This is a genomic window from Mesorhizobium sp. WSM4832 (assembly GCF_055811115.1).
This window is the reverse complement of record NZ_JBVVQH010000006.1, coordinates 263,392-277,487: the sequence shown is the minus strand read 5'-3', so window position 1 is coordinate 277,487 and position 14,096 is coordinate 263,392. Positions and strand designations below refer to the sequence as shown.

General features: G+C 65.3%; 16 protein-coding genes and 1 tRNA gene. 10 read left to right on the top strand and 7 right to left on the bottom strand.

From position 1 onward, the window contains the following. Positions 1–2 precede the first annotated feature (2 nt). The 4 genes from AC0L2L_RS11555 to AC0L2L_RS11540 all read left to right on the top strand — a co-directional run bounded on the left by AC0L2L_RS11555 (position 3) and on the right by AC0L2L_RS11540 (position 3,133). Positions 3–623 (top strand): 2,3-bisphosphoglycerate-dependent phosphoglycerate mutase, encoded by a 621-nt coding sequence (locus AC0L2L_RS11555; RefSeq protein WP_473578402.1) that lies wholly within the window; start codon positions 3–5, stop codon positions 621–623. A gap of 125 nt (positions 624–748) precedes the next feature. Further along, a tRNA-Leu gene (locus tag AC0L2L_RS11550) sits at positions 749–833 on the top strand. Between the two features lie 300 nt (positions 834–1,133). Continuing rightward, positions 1,134–2,804 (top strand): FAD-dependent oxidoreductase, encoded by a 1,671-nt coding sequence (locus tag AC0L2L_RS11545; protein WP_473578400.1) that lies wholly within the window; start codon positions 1,134–1,136, stop codon positions 2,802–2,804. Positions 2,805–2,827: 23 nt separating this feature from the next. Further along, positions 2,828–3,133 (top strand): UBP-type zinc finger domain-containing protein, encoded by a 306-nt coding sequence (locus AC0L2L_RS11540; RefSeq protein WP_473578398.1) that lies wholly within the window; start codon positions 2,828–2,830, stop codon positions 3,131–3,133. 36 nt (positions 3,134–3,169) lie between these two features. Here AC0L2L_RS11540 and AC0L2L_RS11535 read toward each other — a convergent pair whose 3' ends face one another. Further along, complete coding sequence (locus AC0L2L_RS11535) at positions 3,170–3,346, bottom strand: hypothetical protein (RefSeq protein WP_156913637.1); 177 nt, start codon at positions 3,344–3,346, stop codon at positions 3,170–3,172. 100 nt (positions 3,347–3,446) lie between these two features. Here AC0L2L_RS11535 and AC0L2L_RS11530 point away from each other — a divergent pair, with 100 nt between their 5' ends. Both AC0L2L_RS11530 and AC0L2L_RS11525 read left to right on the top strand, forming a co-directional pair. After that, positions 3,447–3,617, top strand: a complete 171-nt coding sequence (locus tag AC0L2L_RS11530) for a type II toxin -antitoxin system TacA 1-like antitoxin (protein ID WP_473578396.1) — start codon at positions 3,447–3,449, stop codon at positions 3,615–3,617. Between the two features lie 125 nt (positions 3,618–3,742). Next, the gene (locus AC0L2L_RS11525) at positions 3,743–4,204 is read left to right on the top strand and encodes a GNAT family N-acetyltransferase (protein ID WP_473578394.1); all 462 of its coding nucleotides are present in this window, start codon (positions 3,743–3,745) and stop codon (positions 4,202–4,204) included. A 421-nt stretch (positions 4,205–4,625) separates the two neighbouring features. Here the strand turns inward: AC0L2L_RS11525 and AC0L2L_RS11520 are convergent, their stop codons facing one another. Together AC0L2L_RS11520 and AC0L2L_RS11515 are read right to left on the bottom strand one after the other, a co-directional pair. Further along, positions 4,626–5,447 (bottom strand): maleate cis-trans isomerase family protein, encoded by an 822-nt coding sequence (locus AC0L2L_RS11520; RefSeq protein ID WP_473578392.1) that lies wholly within the window; start codon positions 5,445–5,447, stop codon positions 4,626–4,628. Between the two features lie 40 nt (positions 5,448–5,487). Further along, complete coding sequence (locus tag AC0L2L_RS11515) at positions 5,488–6,729, bottom strand: D-amino acid dehydrogenase (protein WP_473578391.1); 1,242 nt, start codon at positions 6,727–6,729, stop codon at positions 5,488–5,490. Between the two features lie 269 nt (positions 6,730–6,998). Here AC0L2L_RS11515 and AC0L2L_RS11510 point away from each other — a divergent pair, with 269 nt between their 5' ends. Further along, positions 6,999–7,286, top strand: a complete 288-nt coding sequence (locus AC0L2L_RS11510) for a GIY-YIG nuclease family protein (protein ID WP_473578389.1) — start codon at positions 6,999–7,001, stop codon at positions 7,284–7,286. Between the two features lie 145 nt (positions 7,287–7,431). Here AC0L2L_RS11510 and AC0L2L_RS11505 read toward each other — a convergent pair whose 3' ends face one another. Further along, on the bottom strand, positions 7,432–8,601 hold the full coding sequence (locus AC0L2L_RS11505; protein ID WP_473578387.1) for a trans-sulfuration enzyme family protein: 1,170 nt from the start codon (positions 8,599–8,601) through the stop codon (positions 7,432–7,434). Next, positions 8,598–10,034 (bottom strand): pyridoxal-phosphate dependent enzyme, encoded by a 1,437-nt coding sequence (locus tag AC0L2L_RS11500; protein WP_473578385.1) that lies wholly within the window; start codon positions 10,032–10,034, stop codon positions 8,598–8,600. The genes AC0L2L_RS11505 and AC0L2L_RS11500 overlap by 4 nt, the downstream gene beginning before the upstream one ends. A gap of 379 nt (positions 10,035–10,413) precedes the next feature. Between AC0L2L_RS11500 and AC0L2L_RS11495 the strand changes: the two genes are divergently transcribed. After that, positions 10,414–10,746 (top strand): hypothetical protein, encoded by a 333-nt coding sequence (locus AC0L2L_RS11495; RefSeq protein WP_473578384.1) that lies wholly within the window; start codon positions 10,414–10,416, stop codon positions 10,744–10,746. Next, positions 10,743–11,390: a cysteine hydrolase family protein gene (locus tag AC0L2L_RS11490; protein ID WP_473578382.1), complete on the top strand. Its 648-nt coding sequence runs from the start codon at positions 10,743–10,745 to the stop codon at positions 11,388–11,390. Before AC0L2L_RS11495 ends, AC0L2L_RS11490 begins: the two co-directional genes overlap by 4 nt. A gap of 12 nt (positions 11,391–11,402) precedes the next feature. Here AC0L2L_RS11490 and AC0L2L_RS11485 read toward each other — a convergent pair whose 3' ends face one another. Then, the gene (locus tag AC0L2L_RS11485; RefSeq protein ID WP_473578380.1) at positions 11,403–11,756 is read right to left on the bottom strand and encodes a winged helix-turn-helix transcriptional regulator; all 354 of its coding nucleotides are present in this window, start codon (positions 11,754–11,756) and stop codon (positions 11,403–11,405) included. A gap of 112 nt (positions 11,757–11,868) precedes the next feature. Here AC0L2L_RS11485 and AC0L2L_RS11480 point away from each other — a divergent pair, with 112 nt between their 5' ends. Beyond that, entirely contained in the window at positions 11,869–12,639 is a 771-nt protein-coding gene (locus AC0L2L_RS11480; RefSeq protein WP_473578378.1) for a type 1 glutamine amidotransferase domain-containing protein, read from the top strand. A 15-nt stretch (positions 12,640–12,654) separates the two neighbouring features. On the opposite strand, the gene AC0L2L_RS11475 is transcribed toward AC0L2L_RS11480, so the two are convergent. Beyond that, positions 12,655–13,995, bottom strand: coding sequence for an FAD/NAD(P)-binding protein (locus AC0L2L_RS11475; RefSeq protein WP_473578376.1), 1,341 nt, complete (start codon positions 13,993–13,995; stop codon positions 12,655–12,657). Positions 13,996–14,096 lie beyond the last annotated feature (101 nt).

Sequence of the window (14,096 nt, the reverse complement as noted above, 5' to 3'; positions counted from 1 at the left end):
ACATGTCGGGAACTCTCGTGCTCGTGCGCCACGGCCAGAGCGAATGGAACCTGAAGAACCTGTTCACCGGCTGGCGCGACGTCGGCCTGACCGAGCAGGGCACCGCCGAGGCGCTCGCCGCCGGCGAAAAGCTCAAGGCGCGCGGCGTGAAATTCGACATCGCCTACACCTCGGCGCTGATCAGGGCGCAGAAGACCTGCCAGCACATTCTCGACATCGTCGGCCAGGCCGACCTGAAGACGATCCGCGACCAGGCGCTCAACGAGCGCGATTATGGCGACCTCTCCGGCCTCAACAAGGACGACGCGCGCAAGAAATGGGGCGAGGAGCAGGTGCATATCTGGCGCCGCTCCTACGACATCGCGCCGCCCGGCGGCGAAAGCCTGAAGGATACCGGCGCGCGCGTGTGGCCCTATTACCTGCACGATGTGCAGCCGCACGTGCTGCGCGGCGAGACCGTGCTGGTCGCGGCGCACGGCAACTCGCTGCGCGCGCTGATCATGGCGCTGGACGGCAAGAGCGGCGAGGAGATCGTCAAGCTCGAACTCGGCACGGGGGTGCCGATCATCTACAAGCTCAACGCAGATTCCACCGTGGCCAAGAAAGAAGTGCTGGAGGGGTGAGGGTCAGCTTCCTTCTCCCCGTTTACGGGGAGAAGGTGCCGGCAGGCGGATGAGGGGCGATGCCGACATCGACGAAAAAAGCGCGTTGACACATATCGTTTGCCCGCTTACATGAGCCCGCACCAGCCCAGATGGCGGAATTGGTAGACGCGCACGGTTCAGGTCCGTGTTCCGCAAGGAGTGGAGGTTCGAGTCCTCTTCTGGGCACCATCCTTCGCTCTTCGAGCTTCGGATGGCAGGCCATCCGGAGTTCTAAGAACGAAGGATAGGCGCCATTCATCCCGACTGCCAACGGGATCTCCAGTTAGACAAGGCGGGCCGCGGCGCTCCGGAATTCTGCTCCGTTGCATTGTTCGGCATGGGTCACGGAATGGCTCCTCGGGTTGCGCTGCGTCGCTTCGCTCCTTGCTCCGCCCGTGGATGACGAAGCGGCGTGCCCAACCTCACCTCCCGGCCAGGCGCTGAACAAACCGCTTCAAACCCGCCGCCCCGGGCGCTACGGTCCGCCCCATGGCCCCATCCGTCAGCCCGACCATCGCCGCCCGTCGCGACCAGATGTTCCCGATCCTCACCGATGCGGACATCGAGCGCATGCGGCGGTTTGGCGAGATGCGAACCTATGCGGCCGGCGAGCATATGGTCACCGCCGGTACCATTTCCCCCGGGCTGATCCTCATCCTGGCTGGCAAGGTCGACATCACGCAGGCCGGCGGCATCGGCCCGCGTGAGCCGATCGTCACCCATGGCCCCGGCAACTTCGTCGGCGAGCTGGCGCAGCTTTCGAGCCGGCCGTCGCTGGTCAATGCCGAGGCGAACGGGCCGGTCGAGGCGATCGTCATTGCCTCGCAGCGGCTGCGCGACCTGATGGTGCAGGAGGCGAACCTCGGCGAGCGCGTCATGCGGGCGCTGATCCTGCGCCGCGTCGGCCTGCTCGAAAGCGGCGCAAGCGGGCCGATCGTCATCGGCCCGCCCGGCAATGGCGACGTGCTGCGGCTGCAGGTTTTCCTGCGGCGCAGCGGGCTGCCGCACCGGGCGCTCGATTCCGACACCGACCCTTGCGCCAAGACGCTGATCGAGCGTTTCCATGTCGATCCGCACCACCTGCCGATCGTGCTCTGCCCGAACGGCAAGCTGATGCACAATCCGGGCGAGAACGAGCTCGCCCGCTGTGTCGGCCTGTTGCGGCCGATCGATGCCGGCAAGGTCTATGACGTGGCCATCGTCGGCGCCGGACCCGCCGGGCTGGCGGCGGCGGTCTATGCCGCTTCCGAAGGGCTGTCGACGATCGTGCTCGACTGCCGCGCCTTCGGCGGGCAGGCCGGCGCCTCGGCGCGCATCGAGAATTATCTCGGCTTCCCGACCGGGATCACCGGCATGGCGCTGATGGCGCGCGCCTATAACCAGGCGCAGAAATTCGGTGTCGAGATGGTGATCCCCGACGAAGCGAAGCTGCTCGACGACGCTAGCGACGGCGCCCGCCACAGGCTTGCCATCGGCGACGGCGAGAGCGTGCGCACGCGTGCCGTGGTGATCGCCAGCGGCGCACGCTACCGCCGGCTCGATGTCCCCAACCTGGCGCAGTTCGAGGGCACCTCGGTGCATTACTGGGCCTCGCCGATCGAGGCGCGGCTTTGCCAGGACCAGGAGGTGGCGCTGGTCGGCGCCGGCAATTCGGCCGGGCAGGCGGCGGTCTATCTGGCGAGCCAGGTGCGCAAGGTGACGCTACTGGCGCGCCGCGACAGCCTCGACGCCACCATGTCGCGCTATCTGGTCGAGCGCATCGCTGCGCAGCCGAACATCGAGGTGCTGACCGAAACCGAGATCGCGGCGCTTGAAGGCCACGAGGGCAATCTCGAACGGCTGCGCTGGCGCAACCGGGCCACCGGCGAGGAGACGACGCGCGCCATCCGCCACCTCTTCCTGTTCATCGGCGCCGATCCGAACACCGACTGGCTGGCGAATTGCAACGTGGCGCTCGACGCCAAGGGTTTTGTGCGCACCGGGCCGGACGTGGCGCAGGGACTCGGGCTGATGGAGACCAGCCGCGGCGGCGTGTTCGCCATCGGCGACGTGCGCTGCGGCTCGACCAAGCGGGTCGCCGCCGCCGTCGGCGAAGGCGCGCAGGTGGTCGCGGCCTTGCACGCCTATCTGGCGCGGGGTGGCGCCGCCTTAAACCAATAAGCAGAACCGGCGAGGAAAGCGTGATGGATGAATGCCCGCACACGAAGGACATCAAAAAGGTCACGCCGAGCGCGCTCGGCTGCGAGGAATGCCTGAAAAGCGGTTCCTGGTGGGTGCATCTCAGGCTCTGCCGAAGCTGTGGTCATGTCGGCTGCTGCGACGACTCGCCCAACCGCCACGCCACCAAGCATTTTCATGCCACGCAGCATCCGATCATCGAGGGCTACGACCCGCCTGAGGGCTGGGCATGGTGCTTCGTCGACGAGGTGTTCATCGACCTCGGCGACGACACGACGCCGCAGAACGGCCCGATACCAAAGTTTGTTTGAGGATGCGGGACAAACCGGCGGCCGGGCGACCCTTCTTTAGCGCAGCGAGCCCGTAACCGTCGGATCGGCGGCATCGGGCACGGATTTGCGCTCATTGCCGGCCAAAATGCCGATGATAAGCAGGCTGAGCACGACCGGAACAAACAGGATGGCGACGCGCGCCTGCACGTAGAATATGGCGCGCCATTCATTTCGCTTTTCGTCGTTCATCATGCTCGCTCTGTGATGCCTCCCGGAGTGGGGACATAGAAGGGAAGCGTTAAACAACCCCTTCCGATTCGGTTAACGCGGGACGATCTGCTATGGTGAGATCATGAAAGACGACCCTACAGACGAGCCTGCCTTCGAGGAGACACTCAAGAGCCGCATCAAGGTCTCGCCGGAAGTTTATGCCGAGTTCCTGGCGTTACTCGATGCGCCGGCCAAGCCCAACGAAAAACTCTCCAAGCTCATTAACGCCCGGCTGCCTTGGGGGAGCAACTGACGCCTCTGGTAGCCGTAGGCCGGCCGCATAGGGCAGCTGTCCGTGTCGTGGTTGAAGGGATCGGTGCCCGAAATCGGCCCAACTGAGCCGCGAAGCATGCTGCTCTCCGCCTTTAGGGACACTGCATGACCTTCAATCCGCGCTTCATCATCCGGCCGGCCAGCGCGGCCGACCATGACCAGATCGCCGAGGTCTGGCATTCAAGCGCCAGCCTGCCGACGGTCGGTCCGCCGACGATGCCGACGCTCGAGGACTTGCGCCGGCGCGTCGATATCGAATTCAGCGCCGGGTGGGACGTGACGGTCGCCGCCCGGAACAGCGAAATCATCGGCTTCGTCGCGGTCACCCCGCCCGAGGCTGTGCTCAGCGAGCTGTTCGTGCGGCCGGACTCGCTCGGGGCAGGCATCGGCCGGGCGTTGCTGCAACACGCCATGCTGGCCATGCCGTCGGGCTTCACGCTGTTCACGCGGTCCGGCAACATCAAGGCCCGCCGGTTCTACGAAAAAGCTGGCCTGACCTTCCTGCGCGACGATCTGCATCCGCGAAACCGCGATCCGGTGACCCATTACGGCTGGACGTCGGTGTAGATTGTTTTGAAGCAATTCCGAACGGGTCGCTACGGCGAAGCCGCCGAGCGCAGCAGGTCGCATGCGTTGGAGATTGGCAGAAACGCCCATCGCGATCGTCATCCACTAGCGCTTTCGCCAACCTCGGGCGCCGGCCTGACCCGTTCGTCATTCTATGGCGGAGCAAGGAGCGAAGCGACGCGCGCAGACCATAGAATCCATTCCGTGACGCCAAGGCGTCGCAACCGTGCAGAATTCTGCTCCGCTGCGCCCTTGATTAGGTCACGGAATGGATCCTCGGGTCTGCGCGCCGCTTCGCGTCGCTCCGCCCGTGGATGACGAGGTTGAGAAGGCTTCGCCAATTCCCAGCGTTTGCTGATTCCACAGAACGGCGAAAAGCCCCCGACAAACGGCGACGCCCTGTGTCGAGGAAACCAGCCGCTCACACGGCTTTCAACGCGAACAGCCTGCCGCCGGCGGGCACGACGTCGTCGATGCCGGCGAGGCGCAGGCAGTGCCAGGCCATGGCGTGGTTGGAAGAGGTGACGGGAATGCCGATGCGCCGCTCCAGTTCCGCCACCGCCTCGGCGACGCGCAGGCTGGTGCAGGAGATGAAGATCGCGTCGACGCCGGGCACCGCAGCCATGCGTTCGGCCGCCGCCTCGATCGAATCCAGCGAGATGCGGGCGGCCTCGCGGTCATCGCGCCGGTCGAAGGTGGCGACCGCCGCTATGTCGAGGCCGCGGCCGGTGAAATAGCGGACCAGGCCCTGGTTGATCTCGGGCGCATAGGGCGTCAGCAGGCCGATGCCCTTGGCGCCGAGCGCCTTGAAGGCGGCTAAAGCGCCGGTGACCGGGGTGGTGCAGCCGACGCCCGGCCGCGCCTTGTGGATCTCGGCGAACACCGCTTCTTCGCCGAGCGTCATGGTGGCCGAGGTGCAGCCGAAGCCGACGACGTCGAGCGGAATGCTGGGCAGGATCAGGTCGACCGTGGGCGCGATGCGCGGGCCGATGGCGCGCAGCGTTTCCGGCGTGATGTCGTTGTCGTTGAAGAGCCGGGCCTCGTAGAAAGCGACGCCCGGAATGCGGATCAGGGCGCGGAATTCGTGCTCCAGCGTCTGGTCGGTGGCGAGGATGGCAAGACCGATCGCCGCGCGCGAGGCGAGGCCGCCGTCGATTTGCGACGGCAGCACGCCCAGATCGACCGGCTTGGGGTCGACCGGTTCCGAAGATTGGGGGCGCGTGGCAGTTGCGCTGACAGACATGGCATTCCCTTTCTTGTCGATCCCAGCCGGGATCATGCTCTCAGTTCAAAAGCCCTTCCATCGAAATAGAAGGCTCGCGGCCGGCGATGAGATCGGCGGTGATGCGGGCCGAGCCGTGCGACATGGTCCAGCCGATATGGCCGTGCCCGGTGTTGAGATAGAGATTGCGCAGGCGGCGCTGGCCGAACTCGGGCAGGTTGTTGGGCGTCATGGGCCGCAGGCCGGCCCACATCTCGGCGCGGTCGTAATCGGCGCCTTCGGGATAGAGCTCTTCGGTCACCCCCTTCATGAAGGCGAAATCGGCCGGCTTGTGGCTGGTGTCGTAGCCGGCGAATTCCGCCGTGGCGGTGACGCGCAGCCGGTCGCCGAAGCGCGACACGGCGACCAGATTGTGCTCGTCTATCGCCGCGATAGTCGGCGGCGCCGGCCGGTTGCCGATCGGGATGGTCAGCGAATAACCCTTGATCGGATAGATCGGCAGGCTGATGCCGACCGTCCTTGCGATCAGCGGGCTGTAGGAGCCGAGCGCCAGCACATAGGCGTCGCCCTTGACGCTTCCCTTGTCGGTCGTCACCTGGGCGACGCCGTCTCCGGACGCCTCGATGCCGGTGATGGTGGTGCCGGTGCGGATCTCGCCGCCGCGCTCGACGACCTTGGCGGCAAGCGCCCGGGTGAACTTCGCCGGGTCGCCGGTTTCGTCGGTCGGGCAGTGGATGCCGCCGGCGATCTTTTCCCGCGCCGAGGCCAGCGACGGATCCAGCGCGATGACGGCGTCGCGGTCCAGCACTTTGATCAACTGACCGTCGGATTCGAGCAGTCGCATATGCTCCACGCCTTTGTCGAGCGCCTGCTGGCTGCGATAGAAATAGAGGATGCCGCGGTCGTCGCGGTCGTACTCGATCCGCTCGTCGGCGACGACCTCTTGCAGGACGGACTGCGAATAGACGGCGAGGCGATGCTTGAGCAGCGTGTTGCGCTTGGCCTTCTCCGGCGTGCACTCCATCAGGAACAGCCACGACCAGCTATAAAGCCTGGGATCGGCCGAGAGCCTGAAGCGCAGCGCCTGGTCTTTCAGCACCAGCGACTTCAACAGGATCATCGGCGCCTTGGGCGAGGACCAGACGAAGGAATGCCCGGGCGCGATCATGCCGGCATTGCCCCAGCTGGTCTCGGCGGCGACTTCGGCGCGCCGCTCGAGGATGACGACCTCGTGCCCGTCCTTCTGCAGCTGGTAAGCGGTGGTGACGCCGACCACGCCGCCACCCAACACGATCACGCGCATCACGCCTCCGGAGATCGCAAAGTCGGGGCAGTTTAGAGGGTGGGCTGCGGTGTGCAATGGCACACATACAGAGATGTCGGCGGGACAGCGCCCCCCTTTCGTGGGCAGGACGATCGCAAATGGCGCTTCGTCAATAGCGCTTCGTCATTCTAGGGCGGAGCAAGGAGCGAAGCGACGCGCGCAGACCCTAGAATCCATGCCGTGACATTGGCCGTAGAATGCTGCCGTTCAGAATAGCCGCCGAAGACCGCACCAACTAAGATCGCCAGATGACCGGCTACGTCTACATGACTGCAAGCCAGAAAGGCGGCACAATTTATATCGGTGTCACCAATGACCTTGCTCGTCGGATCCCCGAGCACAAGACCGGCCAAGGCTCCAGCTTCACCAGCCGCTACGGTGTGCAGCGACTGGTCTGGTACGAAGAGTATTTGGACATCACCGACGCCATCCAGCGTGAGACATCGCTGAAGCGCTGGCCACGCCAATGGAAGGTCGAGCTCATAGAGAAAGCCAACCCGGAATGGTTCGAGCTGTTTCGCGGAATTGGCCGGTAATCGTTCTGGGCCGCTGCGGTGCGCATGCGTCACGGCATGGATTCTAGGGTCTGCGCGCGTCGCTTCGCTCCTTGCTCCGCCCTAGAATCACGAAGGATTCGCCCACACGACAGAGGGGGGCGCGAAGGATCGCGACGAAGGTCGTTCAGCCCCCCAGCGCCTGCTCCAGATCCGCGATCAGATCATCGCCGTCCTCGATACCCGCCGACAGTCGCACCAGCGAATCGGTGATGCCGATCGCCCCGCGTTTTTCCGCCGGGATCGAGCCGTGCGTCATCAGCGCCGGGTGCTCGATCAGGCTTTCGACGCCGCCGAGGCTTTCGGCCAGGGTGAACAGCTGCGTGCGTTCGAGGAAGCGTTTGGTGCCGGCAAGGTCGCGGTCGAGGTCGACCGAGATCATGCCGCCGAAGGCATGCATCTGCTGGACGGCGATGGCGTGCTGCGGATGGCTGGCGAGGCCAGGATAGATGACGCGGCGCACGTCTTTTCGCGCTTCCAGCCATTGCGCGATCTTCAGGCCGTTCGCGGAATGGCGCTCCATCCGAAGCGCCAGGGTTTTTATGCCGCGCAGCGCGAGAAAACTGTCGAAGGGGCCGGAAATGGCGCCGATGGCGTTCTGCAGGAATTTCAGCTGGTCGGCGAGATCCTTGTTGTCGCCGACGACCGCGACGCCGCCGACCATGTCCGAATGGCCGTTCAAGTATTTCGTCGTCGAATGCACGACGATGTCGATGCCGAGCTCCAGCGGGCGCTGGATGTAGGGGCTGCAAAAAGTGTTGTCGGCGACGGTGAGCAGGCCCTTGCGCCTGGCTAAAGCGGCGACCGCTTCGAGATCGACGATGCGCAGCAGCGGGTTGGTCGGCGTTTCGACCCAGAGCAGCTTTGTCTCCGGGAGTATCGCGGCTTCGACGGCGGCAAGGTCGGTGAAGTCGGCAAAACTCACCTTGAGACCCGCCGAGCGCTTGCGCACCCGCTCCATCAGCCGGAACGAGCCGCCATAGATGTCGTCGGTGGCAACGATATGGGCGCCGGCATCGAGTAGCTCGAGCACTGTTGCGATCGCCGCCAGGCCGGAGGCGAAGGCGAAAGCCCTGGTACCGCTTTCGAGGTCGGCCACGGCGCGCTCGAAGGCAAAGCGCGTCGGGTTCTGGCTGCGGGCATATTCAAAGCCCTTGTGCACGCCGGGCGACTGCTGGCCATAGGTGGAGGTGGCGTAGATCGGCACCATCACCGCGCCGGTCAGCGGGTCGTGGCTCTGGCCGCCATGGATGGTGCGGGTGTCAAAGGCCAGGCGGTTCTTGCCGTTTGCTGTCATTTTGCGCGGCGCCTCAGATGGTTGATCAGGTCGATACGGGTTATCAGGCCGATGAACTCGTCGCCATCGAAGACGATGGCGACCTCGTTGCGATCGAAGACGGGAAGCAGCGCATCGAGCGTCTGATTGGCCTGCAGCGTGTGCAGGTTCGAAGTCATGGCCGTGCGCACCGGGCCGTTGAAGCGGTCCCAGCGGCCGTCATAGGGGCCGTCGACCTTGGCCAGGATATCGCTCTCGTCGACGATGCCGATCAGCTTGCCTTCGTCGAGCACCGGCAGCTGTGAGACGTCGGAGCGGCGCATGCGGCCATAGGCGTTGAGCAGGCTTTCGTCCGGGCCGACGGTGACGATGTCACCGGTGCGCGGCGAACGCATGACAAGGTCACGCAAATCGCCGTGCTGCTCGTGGTCGGCGAGACCCTGCTCGGCCAGCCAGATATCGTCGAACACCTTCGACAGATATTTGTTGCCGCTGTCGCAGACGAAGGTGACGACGCGCTTCGGCACCGTCTGCTCGCGGCAATAGCGAAGCGCTGCCGACAACAGCGTGCCGGATGACGAGCCGGCCAGGATGCCTTCCTTGGACAGGAGATCGCGCACCGCCAGCATGCTCTGCTTGTCGGGGATGGAATAGGCTTTCCTGACCAGCGACAGGTCGGCATTGGGCGGCACGAAATCCTCGCCGATGCCTTCGACGGTCCAGCTGCCGGCCTCTTCCATCTTGCCTGTCTTGATCAGCGGCGCCAGCACCGAGCCGACCGGGTCGGCCAGCACCATCTCGGTCTTGGGCGAGGCTTTCGCAAAAAAGCGGCCAAGCCCGGTCAGCGTGCCACCGGAGCCGACGCCGACCACCACCGCGTCGACATCACCATCAAGCTGCGAAAAAATCTCCGGGCCGGTGGTGGTCTCATGCGCCAGCGGGTTGGCCGGGTTGGCGAACTGGTTGGCATAGAAGGCGCCGGGCAATTCGGAAGCGAGCTTCTCGGCCATGTCCTGGTAATATTCGGGATGACCCTTGCCGACATCGGAGCGGGTCATGCGCACCTCGGCGCCGAGCGCCCGCAGATGCTGGATCTTTTCACGCGACATCTTGTCGGGCACGACCAGGATGATGCGGTAGCCTTTCGGGATGCCGACCTGGGCAAGGCCGAGGCCGGTGTTGCCGGCGGTGGCCTCGACGATGGTGCCGCCACGCTTCAACTTGCCCGCCTTCTCGGCGGCGGCGATCATCGACAGGGCGATGCGGTCCTTGATCGAGCCGCCCGGGTTCTGGCTCTCGAGCTTGATGAACAGCCGGCATTTGCCGGTGTCGAATTTGGTCAGCTCGACGACCGGCGTCTGGCCGATCAGGTCGAGCACCGAGGCGTAAGGCGGGCGCAGTCTCGACAGATTGGTGTCCGCTCCGTCGGGCGCCGCTTTTCCGTGCACGCTCATGTTAGTTGCTCCACGAACCGAGCCGACCCCCTGATAGGCGATCAGCGTACCGTCTTTTCCAGCCCTTCGCTGCTTGAAAGAAGATAGATCGTGCCAATCCGGCGGCGAGTGGAGGAATGGAATTCCACAGAAGGCTAGGCACCGCCTCTCATTGTTGAAAGCCGGCGCGAGGCGCCCCCCTCTGTCCTGCCGGACATCTCCCCCACTTGGGGGGAGATTAAGCTCTCGACGGGTTTCGCCAATTGTTAACGTCGCAGAAAAGACGGGCCGCGAAACTGCGATCGAGTTTCAACACACCATCTCGTTCGTTGCCGGTGCCTTTTCCACCATGCTAGCCGAACGCAGCGCGGGGCGAACAAGCAATCACAAGGAACGGCTGATGAAGATTCTAGCCTATGACAATTTCAAGCCCGGCGTCACCCTCGACGACCTCAAGCCCTATCTGCGCGACGAGGTCTCGAATGTCTGGCGGCTGTGGAAGGCAGGCATCGTGCGCGAGAATTATGCGCGCGCCGATGTCGGCGGCGTTATCATCGTCTTCGAGCTCGACAGCGTCGAGGAAGCCAGGCGCTACACCGACGACTTCCCGCTGTCGAAGGCCGGCTTGCTGGAATGGCATTTCCTCGCCTTCGACGCCGCACCCTTGCCGCTCGAATATCTGTTCGATCCCACGATCGACATCGCAACGCCCTGGGACCGGACCGCGGCATGATCCGGTCGAGCGAAGGCATAGAGATCCCGGCCAGCCTGGCCGAGTGGTGCGACCCGGGCCACATGGCGCTGATTGTCTACGACATGCAGGTCGGCATCTGTCGCCAGATCGCGGGTGCGGCTGATTTCGTCGAGCGCACCGGCGTTGTGCTAGAGGCAGCGCGCTCGGCCGGCATGCGGGTGGCGTTCACCCGACACCTGTCCTTGCCGAAGAAATGGATGGGCGCCACGCAACTGCGCACCGCCATGGCCTGGCAGCGGCGCGACGACCCCGATGCGGTCGAGCCCTGGTTCCTGCGCGATGCCGAGGCGACGCGGATCGTGCCCGAACTCGCGCCGCGCGCGGATGAGCCGGTGTTCGACAAGCTGACGATGTCGGCCTTCGATGCCACCGCGCTTGGCTTCGCGTTGCGCGATTGCGGCGTGCGGGCCGTGGCGCTCGCCGGCATCGCCATGGAGATCGGCATCGAGCCGACGGCGCGACAGGCGACCGACAACGGCTTTGTGGCCGTGGTGATCGAGGATGCCTGCGGTTTCGGCAACAGGGAGGCGCGCGACCGGTCGATGGCGACGCTGCGCTTTCTCGGAGAGGCTGTCGTCACCGATGTCGCGGGCTTCTGCGGCGCTCTTGCCGATGCAGCTTGAGAGCCTGCCTTGCTAAGCGGCCGCCTCGATATCGGTGCGGAAGCGCACGCCCTCGGCCCGTCCATGCACGCTGCCCCAGTCGTAGAGCGCCTGGAGCGCTGCGGCGAGGTCGCGGCCGCGCTCGGTCAAGACGTAGCGCGCCTTGCCGTCGGGCGACGTTTCAAGCACGACGAAACCGATCTCGACGAGGTCGGCCAGGCGTTGGGTCAGCATCTTGTCGGAGAGCGACGGGATCATCCGCCGCAGCTCGGAATAGCGCAGCGGCTTCTCCTTGATGCGCGCCAGGATCACCGTCTTCCACTTGCCGCCGAGCGCATCGAGGGCGAATTCGACCGGACAGCCATAAAGTCTACCGCGTTGGGTCATGCGCCGATGGTAGGCAAGGCGCGGCCGTGACGGAAGCAGAAATTGCCCGCCCATCTGGGCGGGTTGCCACAGCCGGTTTTGTCGGCGACAGCTTCACAAAAGGAGAACGACGATGAGTGTGCGGGATGCCAATCCGGTCAATGCGCGAAAGCCGAAGCGGGTGGCGATCGTCATCGCCAATCCGGCCATATCGACCACGACCGGATGGCCGGTCGGCTTCTGGTGGAGCGAGCTCACCCATCCATGGTTCGCCTTCACAGAGCGCGGCTATCAAGTCGAGATCTTTTCGCCGGACGGCGGCAGATGCGAGGCCGATGCGCTGAGCGACCCGCGTGACGCTTCGGGCTATTCCGAAACCGACCTGATCTCGCTCGGTTTCCTGTCGAGCCCGAAACTGGCGGCCCTGGTCGAGAACACGCGGCCGGTGGCGGAGATCGACGTCGATGGTTTCGACGCCATCGTCGTTGCCGGCGGCCAGGCGCCGATGTTCACCTATGAGCGCGCGACGGGCCTGCAGCGGACATTCGTCGCCTTCCATGAAACCGGCAAAGTCGCGGCGGCACTCTGCCACGGCACGGCGCTGCTGCGCTATGCCAGACGCGCCGACGGGACGCTGCTTGCCTCTGGCAAGACGGTGACCGGCTTTGCCAACAGCGAGGAGGATTTTGCCGACAACGCCACCTGGGAAATGGGCGCGCTCGAGCGCGGAAAGCACCTGATGCCGTGGCGCATCGAGGATGAGTTGAAGGCGATCGGCGCCAATTATGTCCAGGCCGGCCTTTGGCGCGGCTTTGCCGTGCGCGACGGCAATCTCGTCACCGGCCAGCAGAATTTTTCCGGGGCTGAGACCGCGCGGGTGGTGTGCGAGGCGCTTGGCGGCTGACGCCGAGCCAACCCGCTACCCCAGCAATTGCTTGCTGAGCTTCGCGCACTGCACGCGTATATCCGGAATGGCGTCGATCTCGAAGAAGGTGCCGCGCGTCAGCGGCCCGACGGCGAGGATCTTCGACGACACCGTGGCGTCGGCGGCGATCAACTCGCATTTCGCGGTGACGTCGAGGCCGAGGCGCAAGGGGTCCGGGCGCGCCAGGCCGCGCTCGATCAGCGAGCGCACGACGCCGTTCGAGGTTTTCGAGATGTCGCGGGCGATGCCCATGCAATCGTAGATGCGCGCGACGTCCAGGGTCTCGACGTCCTGCGTGCCGCGCGGCTGGATCTTCACGACGAAGCCATCGTTCGGCTCGACGTTCACGACCCTGCCGGCGACAAGCCGGATGCGGCCAGAGCGCACCGCTTCGGTGACACGCGCGTAGACTTCCGGCGCCATGCGGTGGCGATGGATGTCCCACCAGGCCTTGGTGTGCTCGACGAAGCGGCGCTTGGCCGAGGACGGCCAGTTCTGCCAGATCGTCTGGTTGAAGGGCCGCAGCCCGTCGACGACGTCGCGCCAGTCGCCGCCGGCCTTCTGGGTCTCGCGGATCAAATTGCGGAACCAGCCGACGAAATAGGAAAGCTGGGTGCCCAGCGGAATATCGGCGATGTCGAGCTTGATCGGGTTGCCCTTGCGGTGCGGCGATGGCAGCAGGCCGCGCCGTGACACCGCGACGATGGCGCCGCGATGGCCGCGCTGCTCGAGCGACAGGAAGGCATCGACCATGCTCAAGCCGGTTCCCAGCAGCAGGACCGGGGCCTCAGGGCCGAGCGCGGCGTCGGCCTCCGAACCCATGCGGATGGCGTGGCCCTGGAAGGCGCCGGGCTGTTCGTCGTGGCCGGTGGCCAAGACGGCAAGATGCGCGACGACGCTGGTGCCGTTGGCCAGGGTCACCTCGACGCCGGACGGGGTCGGCGCGATCGCCAGGCTCTCCTCGCGGATCAGGCGCAGCCGGCCGGTCTCGCGTTCGCGTTCCTCGAGGCCGTCGAGCAATTCCTGCAGATAGCGGGCGTAGAGGCTGCGCGGCGCATAGAACGGCCCCTGGTCCGGTTTGGCCAGGCCGCGCTCCAGCACCCAGCGGGCGAAATGGGTCGGGTCGTCGGCATGGGCGCTCATGCCGGAGGCGTTGACGTTGAGCACATGCGCCGAGAGCAGCGTCGAATAAGCCATGCCCTGGCCGAAATGCGGCCGCTTCTCGATCAGCGTGACGCGCAGGTCCGGATTGGGCGACTTCAACAGGTGCACGGCCAGCACGACGCCGCTGGCACCGCCGCCGACAATGATGATGGAATTGGCGCGTCCAACCATGGCTGAATTCAGGAGCTATCGAGGGGCCGCGACCGAGCCTAGGCGGCCAATGCCGCAGCCGTCAGGCCGCCATGAACGACTGGCGGTATGCGGGTCAGGTG

What these genes read in the sequence shown, in the direction of transcription:
- AC0L2L_RS11555 (WP_473578402.1), top strand. Translation starts at nt 3, where the DNA reads ATGTCGGGAACTCTCGTGCTCGTGCGCCACGGCCAGAGCGAATGGAAC.
- AC0L2L_RS11545 (WP_473578400.1), top strand. Translation starts at nt 1,134, where the DNA reads ATGGCCCCATCCGTCAGCCCGACCATCGCCGCCCGTCGCGACCAGATG.
- AC0L2L_RS11540 (WP_473578398.1), top strand. Translation starts at nt 2,828, where the DNA reads ATGGATGAATGCCCGCACACGAAGGACATCAAAAAGGTCACGCCGAGC.
- AC0L2L_RS11535 (WP_156913637.1), bottom strand. Translation starts at nt 3,346, where the DNA reads ATGATGAACGACGAAAAGCGAAATGAATGGCGCGCCATATTCTACGTG.
- AC0L2L_RS11530 (WP_473578396.1), top strand. Translation starts at nt 3,447, where the DNA reads ATGAAAGACGACCCTACAGACGAGCCTGCCTTCGAGGAGACACTCAAG.
- AC0L2L_RS11525 (WP_473578394.1), top strand. Translation starts at nt 3,743, where the DNA reads ATGACCTTCAATCCGCGCTTCATCATCCGGCCGGCCAGCGCGGCCGAC.
- AC0L2L_RS11520 (WP_473578392.1), bottom strand. Translation starts at nt 5,447, where the DNA reads ATGTCTGTCAGCGCAACTGCCACGCGCCCCCAATCTTCGGAACCGGTC.
- AC0L2L_RS11515 (WP_473578391.1), bottom strand. Translation starts at nt 6,729, where the DNA reads ATGCGCGTGATCGTGTTGGGTGGCGGCGTGGTCGGCGTCACCACCGCT.
- AC0L2L_RS11510 (WP_473578389.1), top strand. Translation starts at nt 6,999, where the DNA reads ATGACCGGCTACGTCTACATGACTGCAAGCCAGAAAGGCGGCACAATT.
- AC0L2L_RS11505 (WP_473578387.1), bottom strand. Translation starts at nt 8,601, where the DNA reads ATGACAGCAAACGGCAAGAACCGCCTGGCCTTTGACACCCGCACCATC.
- AC0L2L_RS11500 (WP_473578385.1), bottom strand. Translation starts at nt 10,034, where the DNA reads ATGAGCGTGCACGGAAAAGCGGCGCCCGACGGAGCGGACACCAATCTG.
- AC0L2L_RS11495 (WP_473578384.1), top strand. Translation starts at nt 10,414, where the DNA reads ATGAAGATTCTAGCCTATGACAATTTCAAGCCCGGCGTCACCCTCGAC.
- AC0L2L_RS11490 (WP_473578382.1), top strand. Translation starts at nt 10,743, where the DNA reads ATGATCCGGTCGAGCGAAGGCATAGAGATCCCGGCCAGCCTGGCCGAG.
- AC0L2L_RS11485 (WP_473578380.1), bottom strand. Translation starts at nt 11,756, where the DNA reads ATGACCCAACGCGGTAGACTTTATGGCTGTCCGGTCGAATTCGCCCTC.
- AC0L2L_RS11480 (WP_473578378.1), top strand. Translation starts at nt 11,869, where the DNA reads ATGAGTGTGCGGGATGCCAATCCGGTCAATGCGCGAAAGCCGAAGCGG.
- AC0L2L_RS11475 (WP_473578376.1), bottom strand. Translation starts at nt 13,995, where the DNA reads ATGGTTGGACGCGCCAATTCCATCATCATTGTCGGCGGCGGTGCCAGC.